The 19,805-nt window shown below is 37.0% G+C and carries 20 protein-coding genes and 2 pseudogenes; 8 read left to right on the top strand and 14 right to left on the bottom strand.

Annotation, left to right across the window (positions count from 1 at the left end; all coding sequences use genetic code 11):
• Nucleotides 1–76: 76 nt before the first annotated feature.
• The 3 genes from AC0IWE_RS07975 (at nt 77) to AC0IWE_RS07965 (ending at nt 3,808) form a co-directional block, all read left to right on the top strand.
• The gene (locus tag AC0IWE_RS07975; RefSeq protein WP_029279875.1) at nt 77–463 is read left to right on the top strand and encodes a DUF423 domain-containing protein; all 387 of its coding nucleotides are present in this window, start codon (nt 77–79) and stop codon (nt 461–463) included.
• A complete protein-coding gene (gene priA, locus AC0IWE_RS07970; protein WP_471792637.1) occupies nt 463–2,943 on the top strand; it encodes a replication restart helicase PriA in 2,481 nt (826 codons plus the stop codon). The genes AC0IWE_RS07975 and priA overlap by 1 nt, the downstream gene beginning before the upstream one ends.
• 208 nt (nt 2,944–3,151) lie before the next feature.
• Nucleotides 3,152–3,808, top strand: coding sequence for a protein-L-isoaspartate(D-aspartate) O-methyltransferase (locus AC0IWE_RS07965; protein WP_055906551.1), 657 nt, complete (start codon nt 3,152–3,154; stop codon nt 3,806–3,808).
• Nucleotides 3,809–3,868: 60 nt separating this feature from the next.
• On the opposite strand, the gene smpB is transcribed toward AC0IWE_RS07965, so the two are convergent.
• Nucleotides 3,869–4,318 (bottom strand): SsrA-binding protein, encoded by a 450-nt coding sequence (gene smpB, locus AC0IWE_RS07960; RefSeq protein WP_055905348.1) that lies wholly within the window; start codon nt 4,316–4,318, stop codon nt 3,869–3,871.
• A gap of 581 nt (nt 4,319–4,899) precedes the next feature.
• Here smpB and AC0IWE_RS07955 point away from each other — a divergent pair.
• Nucleotides 4,900–5,379, top strand: a complete 480-nt coding sequence (locus AC0IWE_RS07955; RefSeq protein ID WP_055905342.1) for a TlpA family protein disulfide reductase — start codon at nt 4,900–4,902, stop codon at nt 5,377–5,379.
• 265 nt (nt 5,380–5,644) lie between these two features.
• Here the strand turns inward: AC0IWE_RS07955 and AC0IWE_RS07950 are convergent.
• Together AC0IWE_RS07950 and AC0IWE_RS07945 are read right to left on the bottom strand one after the other, a co-directional pair.
• Nucleotides 5,645–7,511: pseudogene (locus tag AC0IWE_RS07950) on the bottom strand (Nramp family divalent metal transporter).
• Nucleotides 7,498–8,160 (bottom strand): metal-dependent transcriptional regulator, encoded by a 663-nt coding sequence (locus AC0IWE_RS07945; protein WP_471792636.1) that lies wholly within the window; start codon nt 8,158–8,160, stop codon nt 7,498–7,500. The pseudogene AC0IWE_RS07950 and the gene AC0IWE_RS07945 overlap by 14 nt, the downstream one beginning before the upstream one ends.
• Before the next feature lie 127 nt (nt 8,161–8,287).
• Here AC0IWE_RS07945 and AC0IWE_RS07940 point away from each other — a divergent pair, with 127 nt between their 5' ends.
• A complete protein-coding gene (locus AC0IWE_RS07940; protein WP_025142637.1) occupies nt 8,288–8,758 on the top strand; it encodes an Lrp/AsnC family transcriptional regulator in 471 nt (156 codons plus the stop codon).
• A 720-nt stretch (nt 8,759–9,478) separates the two neighbouring features.
• Here the strand turns inward: AC0IWE_RS07940 and AC0IWE_RS07935 are convergent.
• The 4 genes and pseudogenes from AC0IWE_RS07935 to AC0IWE_RS07920 form a co-directional block, all read right to left on the bottom strand.
• Nucleotides 9,479–9,856, bottom strand: a complete 378-nt coding sequence (locus AC0IWE_RS07935; protein ID WP_471792635.1) for a hypothetical protein — start codon at nt 9,854–9,856, stop codon at nt 9,479–9,481.
• A complete protein-coding gene (locus AC0IWE_RS07930; protein WP_471792634.1) occupies nt 9,834–10,142 on the bottom strand; it encodes an alpha/beta fold hydrolase in 309 nt (102 codons plus the stop codon). The genes AC0IWE_RS07935 and AC0IWE_RS07930 overlap by 23 nt, the downstream gene beginning before the upstream one ends.
• Nucleotides 10,142–10,821, bottom strand: a pseudogene (gene ung / locus AC0IWE_RS07925) (uracil-DNA glycosylase). Before ung ends, AC0IWE_RS07930 begins: the two are co-directional and overlap by 1 nt.
• Nucleotides 10,822–11,152: 331 nt before the next feature.
• The gene (locus AC0IWE_RS07920; protein WP_471792633.1) at nt 11,153–11,671 is read right to left on the bottom strand and encodes a thioredoxin family protein; all 519 of its coding nucleotides are present in this window, start codon (nt 11,669–11,671) and stop codon (nt 11,153–11,155) included.
• A gap of 116 nt (nt 11,672–11,787) precedes the next feature.
• Here AC0IWE_RS07920 and AC0IWE_RS07915 point away from each other — a divergent pair, with 116 nt between their 5' ends.
• On the top strand, nt 11,788–12,327 hold the full coding sequence (locus tag AC0IWE_RS07915) for a DUF2892 domain-containing protein (protein ID WP_463495439.1): 540 nt from the start codon (nt 11,788–11,790) through the stop codon (nt 12,325–12,327).
• Between the two features lie 84 nt (nt 12,328–12,411).
• Here the strand turns inward: AC0IWE_RS07915 and AC0IWE_RS07910 are convergent, their stop codons facing one another.
• On the bottom strand, nt 12,412–12,909 hold the full coding sequence (locus AC0IWE_RS07910; RefSeq protein ID WP_471792632.1) for a YdeI/OmpD-associated family protein: 498 nt from the start codon (nt 12,907–12,909) through the stop codon (nt 12,412–12,414).
• Between the two features lie 173 nt (nt 12,910–13,082).
• On the opposite strand from AC0IWE_RS07910, the gene AC0IWE_RS07905 reads away from it, so the two are divergent.
• Nucleotides 13,083–13,637 carry a pyridoxamine 5'-phosphate oxidase family protein gene (locus tag AC0IWE_RS07905; RefSeq protein WP_055905320.1) on the top strand — a complete coding sequence of 185 codons (555 nt, stop codon included), beginning with the start codon at nt 13,083–13,085 and terminating at the stop codon, nt 13,635–13,637.
• A gap of 71 nt (nt 13,638–13,708) precedes the next feature.
• Here AC0IWE_RS07905 and AC0IWE_RS07900 read toward each other — a convergent pair whose 3' ends face one another.
• From AC0IWE_RS07900 to AC0IWE_RS07875, 6 genes are all read right to left on the bottom strand, one after another.
• Nucleotides 13,709–13,921, bottom strand: a complete 213-nt coding sequence (locus AC0IWE_RS07900; protein ID WP_029275714.1) for a hypothetical protein — start codon at nt 13,919–13,921, stop codon at nt 13,709–13,711.
• A 135-nt stretch (nt 13,922–14,056) separates the two neighbouring features.
• Complete coding sequence (lysS, locus tag AC0IWE_RS07895) at nt 14,057–15,766, bottom strand: lysine--tRNA ligase (RefSeq protein ID WP_471792631.1); 1,710 nt, start codon at nt 15,764–15,766, stop codon at nt 14,057–14,059.
• 185 nt (nt 15,767–15,951) lie between these two features.
• Entirely contained in the window at nt 15,952–16,275 is a 324-nt protein-coding gene (locus tag AC0IWE_RS07890; protein ID WP_463495430.1) for an MGMT family protein, read from the bottom strand.
• Between the two features lie 80 nt (nt 16,276–16,355).
• Nucleotides 16,356–16,538: a hypothetical protein gene (locus tag AC0IWE_RS07885; RefSeq protein ID WP_471792630.1), complete on the bottom strand. Its 183-nt coding sequence runs from the start codon at nt 16,536–16,538 to the stop codon at nt 16,356–16,358.
• On the bottom strand, nt 16,528–16,974 hold the full coding sequence (locus tag AC0IWE_RS07880; RefSeq protein WP_471792629.1) for a hypothetical protein: 447 nt from the start codon (nt 16,972–16,974) through the stop codon (nt 16,528–16,530). The genes AC0IWE_RS07885 and AC0IWE_RS07880 overlap by 11 nt, the downstream gene beginning before the upstream one ends.
• Before the next feature lie 12 nt (nt 16,975–16,986).
• A complete protein-coding gene (locus AC0IWE_RS07875) occupies nt 16,987–18,999 on the bottom strand; it encodes an outer membrane beta-barrel protein (RefSeq protein ID WP_471792628.1) in 2,013 nt (670 codons plus the stop codon).
• A 295-nt stretch (nt 19,000–19,294) separates the two neighbouring features.
• Here AC0IWE_RS07875 and AC0IWE_RS07870 point away from each other — a divergent pair, with 295 nt between their 5' ends.
• Nucleotides 19,295–19,789 carry a hypothetical protein gene (locus AC0IWE_RS07870; protein ID WP_471792627.1) on the top strand — a complete coding sequence of 165 codons (495 nt, stop codon included), beginning with the start codon at nt 19,295–19,297 and terminating at the stop codon, nt 19,787–19,789.
• The last annotated feature ends 16 nt before the right edge of the window (nt 19,790–19,805 follow it).

Below are 19,805 nucleotides of genomic sequence, written 5' to 3'. Positions count from 1 at the left end.
AATTTAATTTATTACATTGATTAGTGAGAAGTTCTTTCTCAATTTATTAATTTAGCGATTGCTATTGGCAATAATTATGAATAAACGAATAATCCTTACTGCTTCTTTTTTTGGTGCTGTTGCTGTTTTACTGGGTGCATTTGGTGCCCATGGCCTTAAGGCCTTAATTGATGGTCCGTCATTAGAAATCTGGCAAAAAGGTGTTGATTATCAGTTCTATCATACGTTTGCTTTGTTATACCTTTCTACCTTTGCACGTTACCGGAACAAGCTGATTAATATTGCCTATTTCTGCTTTACATTTGGTATTATTCTTTTCTCGGGCTCATTGTATTTATTGGCCACCAGAAGCATATCCCACTTAGGATTTACTGAATTTATTGGCCCGATAACGCCAATTGGCGGTTTGTTATTTGTATTGGGATGGATAATGCTCTTTTTTGCAGCATTTAAAGATAAATAATGAATATTTACGAAAACGATATTTTTGCAGAAAGAGAAACACTTTTTGTAGAAGTTATTTTGCCATTATCTTTGGCAAAAAACTATACTTATCGTGTGCCTTTTGATCTCAATGACCAGATTGCGGTTGGGAAACGTGTTGTAGTGCAATTTGGTAAACATAAAATTTATACCGCACTCATCAGCGGGATTTCTACAGTACCACCTACCGTTTACGAGGCGAAATATATTATTGATGTAGTAGATCACGAACCGGTAATTACGCCAACGCAGCTTAAATTCTGGTCGTGGATGACGAATTACTACATGTGCAACGAAGGCGATGTAATGGCAGCTGCCTTACCGGCAAGTTTAAAACTGGCGAGCGAAACCATACTGATGTTGCGCGAGGAGTACAATGAGGATACTGAACTTACTGATAAGGAAGAAATTATTATTAATGCCTTAAAGCAACAGCAAAAACTAACAGTTAATGATGTTTCTAAACTCTTGGGGCAGAAAACAGTTTATCCGATTATTAATCACCTATTGGATAAAGAGCTGGTTTTAGTTGCTGAAGAAGTGGTGCAGAAATATAAACCTTTACTAAAATCATTTATCCTTTTAAACGATTTTTATAGCGAAGAGGAGCACCTGAAAGAACTTTTTAACGTTTTGGAAAGAGCACCTAAGCAGCTTGATGCGCTGTTGGCCTATCTGAAATTACAAAAATCCAATCTTCCCATTTCTAAAGAACAGCTTTTAGAAGAAAGTAATTGCGGCCCTGCGGCATTAAAAGCATTAACCGACAAAGATATTTTTGTGGTAATGAAAAGGCCTGTTAGTCGTTTGGCTGCTCATGATGAAGAATTTAGTGTAAATTTTGAGCTAAATGAAGGTCAGCAGAAAGCTTTAAATCAGATTAACCAACATTTTGAAGAAAAAGAGGTGGTTTTATTACATGGCGTTACGGCATCAGGAAAAACGCAGGTATATATTAAACTGATCGAAAAGATTATCCAAAATACAGATGGCCAGGTGCTATTTTTGCTGCCCGAAATTGCTTTAACTACGCAGATTGTAGAGCGGATTAAACGTTATTTTGGCAACTCAATCGGGGTATACCACTCCAAATTTAACAACAGTGAGCGCGTAGAAATCTGGAATAAAGTACGTACAGGTGCCTATAAAGTAATTTTGGGTGCACGATCTGCTGTTTTTCTTCCTTTTGAACATTTAAAACTTATCGTGGTTGATGAGGAGCATGAGCCTTCTTATAAACAATATGATCCGGCACCACGTTACCAGGCCCGTGATGCAGCTATTTACCTGGGTTATCTCCATCAGGCTAAAGTTGTATTAGGATCGGCCACACCCTCATTAGAAAGTTACTATAATGCCTTGCAAGGTAAATATGGACTTGTAGAAATGAAAGAACGTTTCGGTGGGGTTCAGCTTCCGAACCAGCAGGTGGTGAGTATCTCCGAAGAAACAAAGAAAAAAACAATGAGCTCGTACTTTTCGAGTGTGTTGATTAAAGATATAGATCTGGCCCTAGCTAAAAAAGAACAAATAGTTCTGTTTCAGAACAGAAGGGGTTATGCAACCATCTTGATTTGCGCTACCTGTGGCTATACCCCTAAATGTGTAAACTGCGATGTAAGTTTAACCTACCATAAAAGCAGTGGTAAATTACATTGTCATTATTGTGGCTATCAGCAAAGTAGTGTTAACATTTGTCCGGCTTGCGGCTCAGTGCATGTAGAACAAAAAGGATTTGGTACAGAGCGTATTGAAGAAGAACTCAGGTTACTTTATCCTGAGGTAACAATTGCCAGACTGGATATGGACAGCACCCGCACAAAAAACGGCCTGCAACAGATTTTAAACGACTTTCAGGAGAAGAAAACGGATATTCTGATCGGTACACAGATGGTGGCAAAAGGATTGGATTTTGATAACCTGAACCTTATTGGGGTAATCAATGCGGATACGCTTTTGGGTTACCCTGATTTCCGTGCTTATGAACGCAGCTTTCAACTACTGGCCCAGGTTGCGGGTAGGGCAGGGCGAAGGGCCGACCAAGGGAATGTGTGCATCCAAACGTACGATGCCGAAAACCGCATCATCAAACAGGTTGTAAATAACGATTATGAAGGGATGTATAACGATGAAATTGTAGAACGGGAGAAATTCCTGTATCCACCATTTTCACGGATGATATTTCTTTACGTAAAACACAAGGATTCGCATGTTTTGGACCACGCTGCATTTACGCTTGCCAATATCTTAAAAGCAAAGTTTGGCAAAAGGGTTTTAGGGCCCGAACAACCTTTGGTTAGCCGTGTGCGCAATCTTTATATTAAACAGATCATTATTAAAGCCGATAAACATACTGCCATTCAGAAAGTTAAAGATGCCTTAAGAGAAACCCTTACGCAATTTAACGCGACCAAAGAGTTTAAGGGCGTTTTTACACAAATCGATGTAGACCCGTATTAAACTGGGTGAATAATTGAGGGATGGAATGACTGAATGATTCAAAGAAAACCAATTATTTAAAGCTCACCCATTCAAAATTCATTCATTCCATAATATTTTCAATGTGGAAAATGTATCAATCTCTAATTCAGGTAATCCATTTATTAATTTAATCATTCTCACATTTTGCCATTGTATCACCGTTTAAAAAAAGCTAATTTTGATGCTCATGGCGTATAAATTTGTTGATAATTACCGGGAACGTGGAGCGAGAAAAAAACTTGTAGAGTTGTTGAGATCTCGAGGGATTGAAGATGAAAATGTATTAAAGGCTATTGGTAAAGTTCCCAGGCATTTCTTTTTTGACGAAACTTTCTGGAACCAATCTTACAAGGATATAGCTTTTCCGATAGGTGATGGGCAAACCATATCACAACCTTATACCGTTGCCTATCAAAGCGAACTTTTACACATTAAAAAAGGAGATAAGGTACTCGAAATCGGAACCGGTTCTGGCTATCAAACCTGTATTTTAATGGAACTGGGCGCAAATGTTTTTACGATTGAAAGACAAGAAAATATTTACAACAGAACCGTTCAGGTTTTGCCTGGCATGGGGTACCGGCCAACCTTTTATTGCGGAGATGGCTCAAAAGGTATCGCAGCTCATGCGCCATACGACAAAATAATTGTAACTGCCGGAGCTCCTTTGGTTCCTGAAATTTTATTAAAGCAATTAAGGATAGGTGGCATTCTTGTAATTCCGGTTGGCGACGAGAAAACACAAAAAATGGTAACTGTTATCCGCGTAAGTGAAACCGATTACGAGAAAATTGTACTGGATACTTTCAGGTTTGTACCTTTAGTAGGCGACCAAGCATGGTGATTGAGTTGGGAGTTTGAGTTAATTTAACTCCCAGCTCCAAACCCTCAACTCCAAACTAATTTACCTCTTCATCGCTCTATCCAACTCCCGTTTTGTATCCCGATCTTTAATGCTATCGCGTTTGTCGAATTCTTTTTTACCCTGAGCAAGTGCAATTTCCATTTTAGCAAAGCCTCTTTCGTTAATAAAAATACGCAGGGGTACTATGGTATAGCCCTTTTCTTCTCCCTTTAGCTTTAATTTTCTAATTTCTTTTTTCTGTAACAATAGGGCACGGTCACGCTTAATATCGTGGTGGTAAAAAGAACTGTGAGAATATTCAGAAACATGAAGATTGCGCACGTAGAGGTTGCCTCCTATAAACATGCAAAATGCATCCGTCATGTTGGCCTTCCCCTGTCTTATTGCTTTTATTTCTGTTCCTAAAAGGGCAATTCCTGCTACGTATTTATCTAAAAGATTGTAGTCGAAATAAGCTCTTTTATTTTTTATGTTGATATCGTTTTTCAAAATTTAATAAAGTATGTGATGTTGTAATGCCCAACAAGTATGTGAAATATAAATGTTGGGTTGCAAATATCCTAAAAATTGGCGTGATAATTTTTTTTAATTTTTTATAGCAGCGATTAAATATGTGAAATTTGAGTGGCCAAATCGCTAAGAAACATGAATCCTCCATATGTGGATATCATTTGAAAATGTGTGGTGAATGCTATTGGCAACTTCAATCCCGCTTTTTGCTGCAACAAAAGCAGAAAAAGCTTTTGGTTTCCGCGTCAATCGGGTTTATTTAACACAGGCCTGTGCATTGTACTTACACCTTTCATCCGCCTACCAAACCCTTGTTCTTAAACCTGACAGGAGCGAACATTCCGATCCTTCATCGGAATAAAGTGGATGGCGGGGCTGCAATTGCTATGGAATGCCGGCAATCATTTCCAAAATATTACAACGCAACTGAAGCTTTAAAATACATTATACTGTGCATGTAAGCTTACTTGGCTATTAAATTTTTCATCTGTTTGTAAAAGCTAAGGATATATTATTATGTTCGTATTTATTCGTTTAAGTTTGAAGTTTAAATATCTAAAATGAAATTCAGAAACCTACTTTTAATCTTATTATTCGCCATCACTTTCCAGGTAAAAGCACAGCAGCCTACCTTATTGCCCCAATTTACCTTTTACCGTTTAGATGGAAAGGCATTTTCCAATACTGATATTAAACAAGGAAAGAAAAACCTTTTTATTCTGTTTGATTGTACCTGCGAACATTGCCAGAGAGAGAGTAAAGTTTTAAATGCCAATTATGCAAAGTTTAAGGATGTAAATATTTACATGATTACGATGGATGAGGGCTATATTATTCCGCAATTTTTCAATTCATACGCTAAAGGTTTAAATGCGAAACCCAATGTATTGGTGTTGCAGGATAAAAAACGCATGTTTATTCCAACTTTCTTACCTAAACAATACCCGGCAATGTATTTATATTCTCAGGCAGGTAAACTGTTAATGTACGAATCTGGCGATGGTGGCATTAAAAAATTAATGACAGTGGTAAACAAATAATGCCCATTGCTTTAGTGCTGTTTAATCAATTTGGTTGTGTTCAATTTTAGCAAACAATCATAATTTTAGCCCTGCGTTAGGTAAAACAAGTTGTTTATAATTTTTCCAAGCAGCAGGTGGCAGAAAGGTATCATGACCCTCATGATTGGTCGCTGCCCAGCGCAGGAAGGTTTCATGACCCTCATGATTGGTCGCTGCCCATGGCAGGAAGGTTTCATGACCCTCATAATTACTCGCTGCCCAGCGCAGCGAGGTTTCATTAAAATTACCTTATAATGAGTACCGGGATGTTAACCTTATGCCTAACAGAATCAACAGTGGTACCAAAAACAAGGTCTTTTAAACCCTTGTGGCCATGTGCACCCATTACTAGTAATTCCATTTCATTCCTGTTGCTGATATCGGCTATGGCCTTTCCTGTATTTCCGAAACCAATAAACGGTGTGGAGTCGTAGCCGAGATCTTCAAGATTGGTTCTGTATTTTTCCAGGTTAGCTGCATCACTTTGAGTTTCATGGTCCATAACGTTATTGCCATGATATCTTGCAGCAGCCGTTTCTACCACGTGGATCAGGAAGTAATGTGCTTCTTTTCCGCCCTGAATTAATGCATGACGAATGGTATTCCGGTCATTTTTAGAAAAATCTACTGCAATACCGATTCTTTTATAATTTATCTTATCTATTTTACCAATATCCAATGCATTTCCATGTGGCACCATCTGCCGTGCATCATTTTTCTTCTTTTCTAAAAGAGGATGAAGAAATACATAAAGAAGTAATAAAACGATCAGGATTAATGCTGGCAATACGATTACGTAAATCCACCAGTTGTTGCCGCCTTTTGCCCATCCGCTTATTTCTTCTATAACCAGTTTTACATTAAGGGCAATAATAACAACCGCGCTTGCCCAGGCCAATACCTTAATCCAGGGTTTAATTGCAAAATCTTTCATCAGTTTCCTGTCTGATGTGAAATGTATAAGCGGAATAATTGCAAAGCCCAATTGTAAACTTAATACCACCTGACTGAGCACCAATAAACCGCCCAGGGCATCATCGCCATAATGTAAAATGGTAAAAAAGGCGGGTATTATGGCCAATAAACGGGTAATCAAACGCCTAAGCCATGGTTGGATCCTTAAGTTAATATGGCCTTCCATAATAATCTGTCCGGCTAAAGTACCCGTAACCGTAGAGCTTTGTCCGGCGGCAATTAATGCAATTGCGAATAGGGTTGGGGCGATATTGCCAAAAATATTCGACAATAATTTATGTGCATCCTGTATTTCGGCAACTTCATGTAAGCCATTTTTGTAAAAGGCAGCAGCCGCAAGTATTAAAATGGCAGCGTTAACAAAAAAGGCAAGGTTAAGGGCTACAGTGGTATCAATCAGGTTAAATTTTAAAGCCTCTTTAATTCCTTTATTGCTCCGCTCAATTTTTCTGGTTTGCACCAGTGATGAATGCAGGTACAGGTTATGTGGCATTACGGTGGCACCAATAATCCCGATGGCGATATAAAGAGGCATCTCCATTTAATATAGAAGGTTCGAAACCTCTTGCAACTTCTTTTAGGGAAGGTTCTACAATAAACATTTCTACCAAAAACGAAATGCCCACAATAAAAACCATCGATACGATAAAGCCCTCCATTGCACGCATGCCTTTGTTAAGCAAAAAGAGCAGTAAAATGGTATCAAATATGGTGATAGAAATTCCCCAGATTAGTGGCAAACCAAACAGGAGTTGTAAACCAATGGCCATACCGATAATTTCGGCTAAATCGCAGGCTATAATTGCCGTTTGCGCCAAAGCGAATAGTGGAATGTTTGCCCAGCGCGGATAGGCTTGTTTAGAAGCCTGTGCAAGATCTAGCCCCCTAACAATACCCAAACGGGCACTTAACGATTGGAGGAGCAGCGCAATGAGGTTCGACATCAATAAAACCCAGATCAGTTGATAACCGAATTTGCTACCCCCGGCAAGGTCTGTAGCCCAGTTGCCAGGGTCCATATAACCAACGCTAATTAAATAAGCGGGACCAATAAAAGCCAAAATCCGCTTCCAGCCCTTTCTTTTATCTGTATTTACGCTTTGATGTACTTCACTTAAGGATTCAGTTTTTGCCATTACTGCTGATTAAAATGTGTTTTGCAACTTCTCTACTAATATTAACTTGTTTATCGGATAACAGGATTTCTACCGAACCATCAAAATCGGTAACATCATTGATCTGGATTTGTTTGCCCAGAGTGAGCCCTAATTTTTCTAAGTGTTTTAAAAATGCTGAGCTATGCTGACTAACGCCTGTAATGGTACCAGCATCTCCAACTTTTAACTCAATAAGTTTTATAAACTGGGTTTTAGCAAACCTACCGTTTTTATCAGGTATGGGATCTCCATGCGGATCTGCCTTAGGGAAGCCCAAAAATTCATCTAATCTTTCAATCAGTTCAATAGATTTGATGTGTTCGAGTTCTTCGGCCACATCATGCACCTCATCCCATTTAAAATTTAATTTATCAACCAAAAAAACTTCCCATAAACGGTGTTTACGTACAATATCAATCGCAGTATTTTTTCCCGTTTCAGTTAAGGTAACGCCCTGATATTTGATGTAATCTATTAAACCTTTATCGGCCAATTTTTTAATCATATCGGTAACAGATGCAGGTTTGGTTTGCATTTGTTCTGCAATTGCATTGGTTTGAACGTTAGTAGTTTTATCTGCTAAATGATAAATAGTTTTTAGATAGTTCTCTTCGGTATAACTTTGCATTTATATTTATCTAATTTTATTTTTAGGTAAATCTAAAAATAATTATTTAAAATATATATGATAAATTATGTTAAAATTTAGAATATAATTTGGTTATGTTTGTATTCTCAAATACCTTTAACACCATATGGCATCTGAATTAGATAAAATTGACTTCAAAATTTTAAGAATTCTTCAAGAAAACGGAAGAATTACCAATTTACTTTTATCCCAGGAAATTGGTTTATCACCTGCACCAACTTTAGAGCGTGTACGCAAGCTCGAAATGGCAGGCTATATTAAAAGTTATCATGCACTGGTAGATGAAGAAAAGCTGGGTTTAGGGATTAAAACCTTTATTCAGATTCAGCTGGATTTTCATAAGAACAACACTATACAAATCTTTTTAGATGAAGTAAACCAGATTAAAGAAATTACGGAATGCCATCATGTTACGGGGCAGGCCGATTTTTTATTGAAAGTTTACGTAAAAGATATTAAAGCATACGAGCGTTTAATTATGGATAAAATCAGTAAGATATCTGTGGTTAAAACCTTTCAAACGATGATGATCATGTCGACCACGAAAAAGGAACCGATTGTGCCATTGGAGTATTAAATCCATAAACAGCTTATTAGTCTCTGAAATAACTTTATGCTAACGTGTGGGGTTATTGCGTATTACTAAGTATTACGTCTTGCTGAATTTATTTCAGCATCTATATATTAAGTCCCTGAAATAAATTCTGGGTGACGTTGGGGTAAATGCGTCTTGTGAGTTTTACGTCTTGCTAAGTATTGCGTCTTGCTGAATTTATTTCAGCATCTATCTATCTGTTAAGTCACTGAAATAAATTCAGGGTGACATGTGGGGTAAATGCGTCTTGTGAGTTTTACGCCTTGCTAAGAATTTCGTCTTGCTGAATTTATTTCAGCATCTTTCTATCTGTTAAGTCCCTGAAATAAATTCAGGGTGACGTGTGGGGTAAATGCGTCTTGTGAGTTTTACGTCTTGCTAAATATTGCGTCTTGCTGAATTTATTTCAGCATCTACTTATCAGTTAATCCCTGAAATAAATTCAGGGTGACGTTGGGGTAAATGCGTCTTGTGAGTTTTACGTCTTGCTAAATATTGCGTCTTGCTGAATTTATTTCAGCATCTACTTATCAGTTAATCCCTGAAATAAATTCAGGGTGACGTTGGGGTAAATGCGTCTTGTGAGTTATACGTCTTGCTAAGTACTGCATCTTGCTAAGAATTACGTCTTGCTGAATTTATTTCAGCATCTATTTATCTGTTAATCCCTGAAATAAATTCAGGGTGACGTATAAGATGAAATTAGTCGGTTCCGTTATTCAAGATAATATGGTCAATAATTCCTGATATTTCCTTAGCATTTTGATAAACCATGAAGTGCGTGCCGCTCTTAATCACATAATCTGGTTTTGCTTTTTTGGAATATAAAATCTTATCATTTGTGCCATGGATGTGATAAGTGTTTAATGGCCGGATATTATTCTTCCAAGCCAAAATACTGCCAATGGCCCATTTCAAAAAGTAAGGATCAGTATCCTTTATAATCTTGCTTAATAAGCTTTTTTCACTCCCCGAGCGTGTACCGAAATAGTAATTTTGTGTGAGTTTGTTCGATGATTTCAAGAATTTTGCAGGTATCAGTTTCAATAGTCCTAGTTTACCTGCAAAACGATAAAGCATTGGTAACTGAAGCAGCCAAAACTGTACTCGAGATAATGATTGTTTTTGTTGGGTTTAAAATTTTGGCAATCTCAACAGCAATCATTCCGCCAAAAGAAACACCAACTAATGCAAAGGGTTTTGTGGTGTCGATAACATTGCTTAACCGCTTTGCATAAGAAGAAAGTGATTCACTTTTATTAGGCTGAATCCAATCGATGTGTATTTCATTGAGTTGATCGTCAAACTTTAATTTTGAGAAAATCCTTTTGTCGGCACCCAAACCGCTTATAAAATAAACATTCATTAGGCTGGCAGGTTCCAGTCAATCGGTTTAAGGTTATTCTGTACCAGAAGTTGATTCGCTTTAGAGAAATGCTTCGAGCCGAAAAAACCATTATACGCCGAAAACGGTGAAGGGTGCGCTGCGGTTAATACATAATGTTTCTTTTGGTCGATTAAAGCTGCTTTTTGTTGTGCATATTTTCCCCATAATAAGAAAACAATGTGTTCGCGTTTTTGAGATAGCGCCTTAATAATTTCGTCTGTAAAAATTTCCCAGCCTCGGTTTTGATGCGAGCCAGCTTCAGATGCCCGAACCGTTAATGTTGCATTTAAGAGCAATACGCCTTGTTCTGCCCAATGCGTTAAATGCCCGTGATTTGGTGTTTTAAAACCTTCAATATCTGTTTCTAATTCTTTGTAAATATTTTTTAATGAGGGCGGAACGGTAACACCACGCTGAACAGAAAAAGATAAACCATGGGCCTGCCCAACACCATGGTAAGGATCCTGACCTAAAATAACCACCTTAACCTGATCAAAAGGTGTTGTATTTAAAGCATTAAAAATATCTGCTCCTTTAGGGTAAACCGTTACCCCATTATTTTTTCTTCCTGTAAAAAAGACTTCAGGTTTTTCATGTAGTCTTTTTCAAATTCTTCTTCTAAAACGGCTAACCAACCTGGTTCTAATGCTGCAGACATGTTTTTAAATGTAAAATGTATAATGTAATGTGGTTAATAGTATAATAGTTGATAGTCAATGGTAAGGTGTTGAACAGAAGCCTATGGAGTGACTATAACCATTGATTATATGACTATCAATCTATCAACCATTGACCATCAAACTATCAAGCATGGACTATAAAACTATGAACCATCGCACTCTCAACCATGGACTATAAGACTATGAACCATTGACAATCAAACTATCAACCATGGACTATAAGACTATGAACCATCAGGCTATCAACCATTGACCAAAAGACTATGAACCATGCCCCATCAATCTATCAACCATAATTCTTTTCAAATTTTATGATTTCTTCTTATAAATTGCTAACAAATCTCCTTCAAGGGTTGTTTTCGGGCCTTCAATAATTCTACCCAGCTCTTTACCCTTTTTATCCAAAACAATAAATGTGGGAACTCTTAAAATATCCAAGCCGTCTAAAATGCCATTTTCGGCCTTCTTATTACCGTCAACAGCAATAATTTCTACGTTTTTTTCTTTGAAATGAAGTGCATCCAAAATTTTGAAGAAATTAGGGACATTCACTTTACTATCTCCGCACCAGGTACCAAAAACGATTTTAATTTTTTCATTTTTAATCAGTTTTTTAAGTTCGATCATTGTTGCTGCATCTGGTACGTAAGCTGCATACAGTGGATCGTACATTTCTTTAAATTCTGGGAAAGTGCTTATACCTTCGCGGGTGCAGGCGTTAATCAGAATATCTTTATTGTGGACTTGATCGTGGATTTTTTTATTCAATTCCTGTGCAGAAACGTTCATTGCAAGTACGATTAGGGTTATAGATAAGAGGATTTTCATATTTGTTAGATGCTTTATTGTTGCTTTGAAATTTTTAATGAAATTATTGTTTTAAAATCTAAATTCTGCCATTTAAAAACGATATTTGCAAAAAAAAAATAATTAGAATAAAATTTATGCCAAATATTATCAGATTAATTGCGGGGTTTGCTTTACTGGGTGGCGCAGTAGCTTTATTTATTTTCGGCTTTTGGCCTTGGGGCATTGTTGCCATCTTATTGGGAATAATTGTGCTGGTAACTTACTTCTTTAACGAAAACATGCTTTTAGCACAATGGTTTCTTAGGAAAGACAACATGCCTAAAGCTAAAATGTTTTTAGATCGGATTACCAATTACGAAAGTCAGTTGATAAAGGTTCAACATGGTTATTATAATTTGTTAATTGGTTTAATTGAAAGCAGAACTGCTCCAATGCAAAGTGAAAAATATTTTAAAAAATCGCTTGCTTTAGGTATGCAGATGGATCATAATATTGCTTTAGCAAAATTAAGTTTAGCGGGTATTGCAATGGCGAAACGCAACAAACGTGAAGCAACCATGTATCTGGCCGAAGCAAAAAAAGCAGATAAAAATAAATTATTGGCTGATCAGATTAAACAAATGAAAGATCAGATGGGCATGATGGATAAACAACAGCAAGTTCGTTACCGATAGAATTGAATAATACTGAGAGAAGCCATTTCATCATTTGAAGTGGCTTTTTTTTTGAAAATATAATCGCAAGATGTCTATTTCTGATTAAGGTTTATCCCTCCCGATGAATCTTTCTTTACCCAAAAGAAAACGAATAGCCCGTTTAACATTTTGATCTACAGATTCATCTGTTTTGAGATTGGCGATATAACGGCTAATCTCTTTTTGCAAATAAGGAGGAAGGTTCTCGAATATTTCTTTTGCTTGTTTATTTTTTGCCAAAGCATTGGTCAATTTTGGATGCACGGCTATTAACCTTTCTTTAGTATCAAATTCTATTTCAAAATCTGCAGTGTCCCCCACATCCTTACCAGCAGCTTTACGCATGGGCATATTCAGGTACAAGCGCCAATCGCCAGCATACTTAATGAGGGTTTGCTTAAACTCAAAGCCATCAATTTTCATTATGACCGGCAGTTTACCTTTGTTTTTTCCGGCCTGATTAAAAATATAATTTAATGTTTCTTCTGGTACAAATACATAAGGATTGATGCCTATAATTTGAATCTGAACGTTAAAAGGTTTTGGTTTTTTTACTTCCATCAACTAAAGTTATTCTGTTTCATTAAATGCTATAATTTTATTCAACAAAATATGGATTGGTTTCACTCCGAATGCTTTCACCATGCACTTATTGCTTTTCCTGCTGTACACAACACAAAAACTCAAAACTAAACTCCATCTTCCATTGTAGTTTATATAAAAATATATTAACTATGGCAACATCACAAGAAGGGAGTACTAACAATACTCAGGAAGAAAATAATATCAAAGATTTAGGTGGCAAAGCGGCTATCGATAAGTTAAGAGAATTGGCAGACAAAGCCGAAAGCTGTTTTTTTTGTACCAATATTAAAACGGGTATACCTTTATCTGTTAGGCCTATGGCCATCCAACAAATTGATGATGAAGGGAACATCTGGTTTATGAGTATGAAAGACAGTCATAAAAATGAAGAGATTTCAACCGATCCTTTTACACATTTGCTGTTTCAGGCCGGTGCACATTCGGGTTTTGTAAATATTTACGGAATCTCTGAAATTAGCAGGGATCAGGCGAAAATAGATGAACTTTGGAGTCCGTTTATTAAAACCTGGTTTCAAGGTGGAAAAGACGATCCAAATATTACATTGATCAAAGTTATCCCTTCAGAAGGATATTATTGGGATACCAAACACGGTACAGCAGTTGCATTTTTGAAAATGGCAGCATCTGTTATTACCGGAAAAACTATGGATGATTCGGTAGAGGGAACTTTGGAGGTTGATTAAATTTTTCGTCATGCTGAATTTATTTCAGCATCTTATAGACCCTGAAATAAATTCAGGGTGACGGTCGTATTTTATTTATCTCCTAAATAATCAAATCCCTCAAATTCTTCTCTTTGGGCTCTTTTGCTTAAGATATCTTCTTCTTCGGCTTGAACTCTTGAGAAAAATAAGGCTTCGGCCTGGATTCTTTTTATTAATTGGCGTACCAGGGTTAAGTCAAAAGCATCTTTACTTAGTTTGATGCAGTACTCTCTTTCGTTGATTTCTAAACTTGACGTATTCATAGGGCAATGATTTATTTATCGATTGCTGTAAATATAGAAAAGGCTTGCTAAACAATTGTTAGCAAGCCTTTTAAGTTTATGTTATGTTTTTGTTAAAATCAAATCCACTATTCCCGTTTAGGAACATCAATTTGACTACTTATGTGATAAGAATAAACCTTCGTCGGTTTTATTTACTTTTAAGATATTTTTACCGGTTAGGGCTTTCAATGTAGTATCCCACTTCTTATTGCTCCAATCTGCCAGTTTTGCCTTTACCTCAGTTAATAAATATTGCTCACCTTCGGTAATTAATGAATACAATTCAGTTTCTTCCGGTGTCATTTCGATTTTCTTTTTCTCCGGGCGCATCTGCGGGAAGAATAAAACTTCCTGAATGGTGCTTTGGTTGGTCATTAACATCACAATACGATCGATACCGAAACCTAAACCTGATGTAGGCGGCATACCGTACTCTAAAGCACGAACAAAATCATCATCCATGGCCATTGCTTCTGCATCGCCACGATCGGCAAGTTTCAACTGATCTTCAAAACGCTCTTTTTGATCAATCGGATCGTTAAGCTCTGAATAAGCATTTCCAATTTCTTTACCATTTACAAATATTTCGAAACGCTCAACTAATCCGGCCGCAGTACGGTGCTTTTTAGCAAGCGGAGTCATCTCAATTGGATAATCGGTAATAAATGTAGGCTGTATTAAATTGGCCTCTACTTTTGCACTAAAAATTTCATCTACCAATTTACCTCGACCCATTGTAGAATCGGTTTCAATGTTTAACGATGCACAAGTTTGTAAAAGTTCATCTTCGGTCATTGCAGATACATCAATCCCAGTATATTTCTGGATCGATTCGTACATCGTTAATTTTTCGTATGGTCCTTCGAAATTGATGTTGTTTTCGCCAACTTTAACTACTGCCGAGCCATTTGTAGCGATGGCTACTTTTTCTAAACATTCTTCTACCATAGCCATCATCCAGATATAATCTTTATAGGCTACATATATCTCCATCGAAGTATATTCTGGATTATGCGTACGATCCATCCCTTCATTACGGAACATTTTACCAAATTCATAAACGCCATCAAAACCAGCAACAATTAATCTTTTAAGATAAAGCTCATTAGCAATACGCAAATAAAGCGGCATATCCAATGTATTGTGGTGTGTAGCAAAAGGACGTGCAGCAGCACCACCGTGGATAGGTTGAAGGATAGGGGTTTCTACTTCCATCCAGCCTTGCTCATCAAAGTAATTGCGCATGCTGTTAATTACCTTGCTTCGTTTGATGAAAATTTGTTTGTAATCAGGATTTACCGTTAAATCTACATAACGCATGCGGTAACGCAATTCAGGATTGGTAAAACCATCGTATACGTTTCCTTCATCATCACGTTTTACAATCGGTAGCGGACGTAAAGATTTTGAAAGTACTTTAAATTCGGTTACATGTACAGAAATTTCTCCTGTTTGTGTGGTAAATACATAACCTTTCACACCAATGAAATCGCCGATATCCAAAAGCTTTTTAAATACGGTATTGTATAGGGTTTTATCATCGCCAGGGCAAAGCTCATCACGCTTTAGGTAAATCTGAATTCTACCGGTAGAATCCTGCAGCTCAGTAAAAGAAGCAGCACCCATAATGTTGCGGCTCATAATTCTACCCGCCAAAATTACTGTCTTATATGCCGTCTTATCTGCTTCATAATTGGCTAATATATCTGCGGCATATGCATTAACTTCAAAAGCTTCTGCCGGATAAGGCTCAATGCCCAATGCGCGTAATTGTTTTAGCGACTCACGTCGTAATATTTCCTGTTCTGATAATCCTATACTCATTTTGGGTATTTTTTGCAAAAGTAATGATTTGCAATTTGTTTAAAATTTGTAATTGCAATCTAGTTATTAAAAGAATAATTAATTGTTACCAATAAAAATTATCTTTTAAAAATAGATTTTGGCAAAGATAAGAAAGGTATTGTAATTAATAAATGCTTTATTGGAGATTACAGCGCATTTAATCACTAGAGATCATTTAATGGATCCCAAAATATCTTTTTAAGGTTTTGAACTTTAAGGTTCCTGACCTCAACACCTTCATGCTCCAAAAATTGTTGTCTTTTTTGAGTAGAAGATGGATCTCCACTGAGTGCACCATTGCTACTGATTACGCGATGATAGGGTACAGGCGGCCTGGCGTTACCACATGCACCTATGGCACGGGCAACCATTCTTGATAGGTTTGGTGCACCAATGGCTTTGGCAATTGCACCGTAAGATGTTACCCTGCCTTTAGGGATTTCGCGGGTTAAATCCCAAACCTGTTCAAAAAATAAATCCTGTTTCATGTGGTGCAAGTAAAATATAAAGCTATTTATTTTATTAAATATTTTTATAACACTTACCCTTATAATGTATCGGGGTATTATCAGCCGAATTTGCGCACCCTGTATATTAATGACAGCATAAAGTATCTGCCCAGGCGATTTACCTGCCTATCTACAATCACATTATCGAAAACATCTCTTGATATACCCGAATTCTGATCGAAAAGGTCAAATCCTTCTACCCGGAGTGCAGCCATATCGTTTTTCATAAATTTATATTCCATTGATAAGCGTAATAATGTAGGGTTTCGCACTGCACGCATTATCAAAACCAGAATTGATTTGTTTGCTAAAATCATAACCGAGTGTTAAGTTCTTAAAAAAATAATTCCGGCCTTCAATACCGTATTCAAAGCGGTTCGATTGGCGATCGGCAAAGGTATCGCTACTGTAATTGGTTAGGTTTTGCGAATAAGAAGTTTCGATCTCAAAATTTGTAATGTCTTTTAAATCAACCCTGAATTCAAGTTCCTGTCGCCATGCAATATTCCTTGCTTCAATTTTACTGTTGTCGGTAAATGTGATGTTATTATTTACCTGTCCGGAACCAGAATAACCAATGGTAAATTTACGTTCAGCAGAAAGCGGTTGGCTAATGTTGTAGTCGCCTTGCAGGGTGTAATAACCATCTGCATTGATATAACTCGTGCGCTGGTTCACGGTATTAGATTCCTAAGACTCCTTAGTGGTTACAATCCTGTCGTTTGTCTGTTCGAATTTTAAATTGGCCTGAATCACTTTTCCAGCATTCCAATCTGCTTGTTTGTAATGTGCGTTAATGCTGTGGATAAATTCAGGTTTCAGGTTTGGGTTTCCTGTAATGGTATTCTGGAGGTTAGAATTGTCGGTTATAGGTTGCAGTTGGAGAAAGCCAGGCTGATTGTTTCTGCCCCAGTAATTAATATCAAATGATTCCTGGTTGGAAAATTTATAAGAAAAACGCCCTGAGGGTATGAGGTTAAAAGTACGGTTAACTGTTTGAATATCATTGTTTAAATTCTGTCCGCGTAGCAATGCAGGCTGTGCATTTAAACCGAGGGTATAATTTAGCTTTTCGCCTATGTAACGGTAATTTAATCCAACTTTATTGGTAATAAACTGGTAATTGTAAATGTTGCTTAAGTTTTGGTTAAAAACCTGTTTACCATCAACAACATCATAGGTATCTTTAGCATTATTGGTTGCCGATCGGTTCCAATTGTAATTCACTTCGAAAAAAGTTTTTTTCCAGAGCGGTTCCATATACGATGCACCGGCGTTTAGCCCGAAGTTTCTGTTATCCTGGTTGTTCAGCTGATTTTGGATTACAGAATCGGCAACATTGCTATGCGTATTGATGTAGCTGTTGTACGAATCGCGGTAATTTTCGCCATTAGTGTAATTAATACTGCTCCAAACTGTTAAGTTGCGTCCTTTTTTTGCGAACTTATGGTTAAAGAATAAGTTCGTTCTTGCATTTACATTGTTTGAATTACTAAATCCTGAACTTTCTTTGCGCGTAGACAGTGTATCCTCTGTAATTATAGAACCTCCTGTATTATTTCCATTATTGATGCTATAAGAAAAGTTTGGTGAGATTTTGAGGTAATTCATCGTATCTATTTTATACTCCAGATTACCGCCAAACCAGTGATTGCGATTGTTGTTTATACTGTTGTTATTTGCATTTTCCAGTCGGCTGATTGGATTTTGAGCAGCATCCTGTAAAAAATTTTGTGTGTACGTGTTGCTGATGGTGTTATTTTTATCATTGTTGAAATTATAAGCAGCATCTGCAGATAATTTAGTGCCGAACTCATTTTTGTAGTTTAATCCGATTGCATTCCTGGTGGTAACCCCATCGCCTCCGCCTCCGCGCATATTGGCATTGGCAGATGTTCCGTCAAAAGAGATTTGCTGTTCGCCTTTCATGCTATTGCCTCTGATGTTGGTATTGTAACGGTCTGAATTGCCTACACCGGCAGATGCCCTGGCAAAATAGCCTTTCTTTTTATCTTCCTGGATGGTAAGGTTTAGTATCTTTTCCGGCTCGCCAGTTTTAATTCCAGTGAGTTTTGCCTGATCACCATAATCATCTATAAATTGAAGGTTCTTTATAATATCGGCAGGAAGGTTTTTAATGGCCGTAGCTACATCTGTTCCAAAAAAATCTTTCCCATTCACCCGTATTTTGGTAACAGGGGCTCCCTGACTGGTTACATTACCATCTTTATCTACTTTTATACCCGGGAGCCTTTTCAGTACCTCATCAACTGCATCCCCATCCCTTACAGGAAAAGCTTTTGCATTAAAACTTACCGTATCTTCTGTAACTTTAACAGGCGGTACGCCCGAAATCACTACAGCATCTAAAGTGTTCGATGATGGTTTCAGTTTAATATCGGTTATATTTATACTGTTGCCTTTTTCAATCAGATACTTTTTGATAAAAGTATCATAACCAATAAATGCAGCCGATAGGGTGAATTGCTTGGATTTAATTTTTCCAATTGAGAATGTGCCATCTGGGTTGGCAGAAGTACCTATGCTATCTGTAATTGATTTTATCCTAACCACAGCACCTGGAAGCGGCAGACCTGCAGTATCCAGTACTGTGCCTTTTACAGTGTAGCTTTGCGCATTACTGCTTTTGTAAAGTACTGCCAGGAGCAGGAATAAGAAAATCGATTTAGTAAAAACCCTCATTAATTTATTTGTGTGTGGTATAAAAATACAGACAGGATTTCTAAACCTATTGTGCGTAATCAACATGTTACTGATGTTAACAACTGTAAATGTGCAACTTGTAGGGTAAATATGCCATTGCAGATGGTATAAAGTAAGGGTTAGCCCTTCATTAAAATTTCTGTTACTTTCTAATAGTAAGATGTGATTGATATTTTTTTACTAAAAATATTAGTAATATTGTGGTTTAAAATGCATATTTGTAATATTAGAATGCGTTCTATTTAAGGCCGCAGATGTGCCATGTTTATAATCAATGATTGAATTAAATTACTTTTTTGAAACACCGGATGGGAATAAATTTACCTACCAGTTAATCCAGTTTACTAACGGCGGTTCTTGGTCTATTTTAGATGGAGATGAGTTTTTAGGCAGTATAGAAAAAAGAGCAGGGAAGTGGGAAGCAGTTTTAGGTGAATGCCTTCCTCCTGAAATGATTAGAGGAGCTGGGAAATTGATCGACCGGCAAAACTATCATATTTTATCAGCAGAAATTTGTAACCGATGGCCCAAGTTAATTGCGGAGGTTATTGCGAAATCAGATTGCGAATTTATGCTTATCTGTAAGCCAGCAGTAAATTTTGAAGCTTTTGAGCGCATTTTTAGCAAATATGTATCAGGAATGATTAAAGATGAATGGCCGATTGATTTCCACATCTACAATCATGATTTTAGTGAGGATTTTATATTAAAATCTGTAAGTAGGGTAGAAGAGTTGCCGAATGAACCAATGATTCGGTGGAAGTGTTAATGTACAAAACTTTCTA

Source organism: Pedobacter sp. AC402 (assembly GCF_979252805.1).
Note: the sequence above shows the minus strand (reverse complement) of the source record. Positions and strands in the feature narration are given on the sequence as shown.

Excerpts from the sequence above, each read along its gene's own strand:
- AC0IWE_RS07875 (WP_471792628.1), bottom strand. The coding sequence starts at position 18,999 with ATGAGGGTTTTTACTAAATCGATTTTCTTATTCCTGCTCCTGGCAGTA.
- priA (WP_471792637.1), top strand. The coding sequence starts at position 463 with ATGAATATTTACGAAAACGATATTTTTGCAGAAAGAGAAACACTTTTT.
- AC0IWE_RS07935 (WP_471792635.1), bottom strand. The coding sequence starts at position 9,856 with ATGCTTTATCGTTTTGCAGGTAAACTAGGACTATTGAAACTGATACCT.
- AC0IWE_RS07975 (WP_029279875.1), top strand. The coding sequence starts at position 77 with ATGAATAAACGAATAATCCTTACTGCTTCTTTTTTTGGTGCTGTTGCT.
- AC0IWE_RS07910 (WP_471792632.1), bottom strand. The coding sequence starts at position 12,909 with ATGGAAGTAAAAAAACCAAAACCTTTTAACGTTCAGATTCAAATTATA.
- AC0IWE_RS07940 (WP_025142637.1), top strand. The coding sequence starts at position 8,288 with ATGGCATCTGAATTAGATAAAATTGACTTCAAAATTTTAAGAATTCTT.
- AC0IWE_RS07965 (WP_055906551.1), top strand. The coding sequence starts at position 3,152 with ATGGCGTATAAATTTGTTGATAATTACCGGGAACGTGGAGCGAGAAAA.
- AC0IWE_RS07930 (WP_471792634.1), bottom strand. The coding sequence starts at position 10,142 with ATGAATGTTTATTTTATAAGCGGTTTGGGTGCCGACAAAAGGATTTTC.
- lysS (WP_471792631.1), bottom strand. The coding sequence starts at position 15,766 with ATGAGTATAGGATTATCAGAACAGGAAATATTACGACGTGAGTCGCTA.
- AC0IWE_RS07920 (WP_471792633.1), bottom strand. The coding sequence starts at position 11,671 with ATGAAAATCCTCTTATCTATAACCCTAATCGTACTTGCAATGAACGTT.
- AC0IWE_RS07900 (WP_029275714.1), bottom strand. The coding sequence starts at position 13,921 with ATGAATACGTCAAGTTTAGAAATCAACGAAAGAGAGTACTGCATCAAA.
- AC0IWE_RS07945 (WP_471792636.1), bottom strand. The coding sequence starts at position 8,160 with ATGCAAAGTTATACCGAAGAGAACTATCTAAAAACTATTTATCATTTA.
- AC0IWE_RS07885 (WP_471792630.1), bottom strand. The coding sequence starts at position 16,538 with ATGGAATATAAATTTATGAAAAACGATATGGCTGCACTCCGGGTAGAA.
- AC0IWE_RS07955 (WP_055905342.1), top strand. The coding sequence starts at position 4,900 with ATGAAATTCAGAAACCTACTTTTAATCTTATTATTCGCCATCACTTTC.
- AC0IWE_RS07915 (WP_463495439.1), top strand. The coding sequence starts at position 11,788 with ATGCCAAATATTATCAGATTAATTGCGGGGTTTGCTTTACTGGGTGGC.
- AC0IWE_RS07870 (WP_471792627.1), top strand. The coding sequence starts at position 19,295 with ATGATTGAATTAAATTACTTTTTTGAAACACCGGATGGGAATAAATTT.
- AC0IWE_RS07890 (WP_463495430.1), bottom strand. The coding sequence starts at position 16,275 with ATGAAACAGGATTTATTTTTTGAACAGGTTTGGGATTTAACCCGCGAA.
- AC0IWE_RS07905 (WP_055905320.1), top strand. The coding sequence starts at position 13,083 with ATGGCAACATCACAAGAAGGGAGTACTAACAATACTCAGGAAGAAAAT.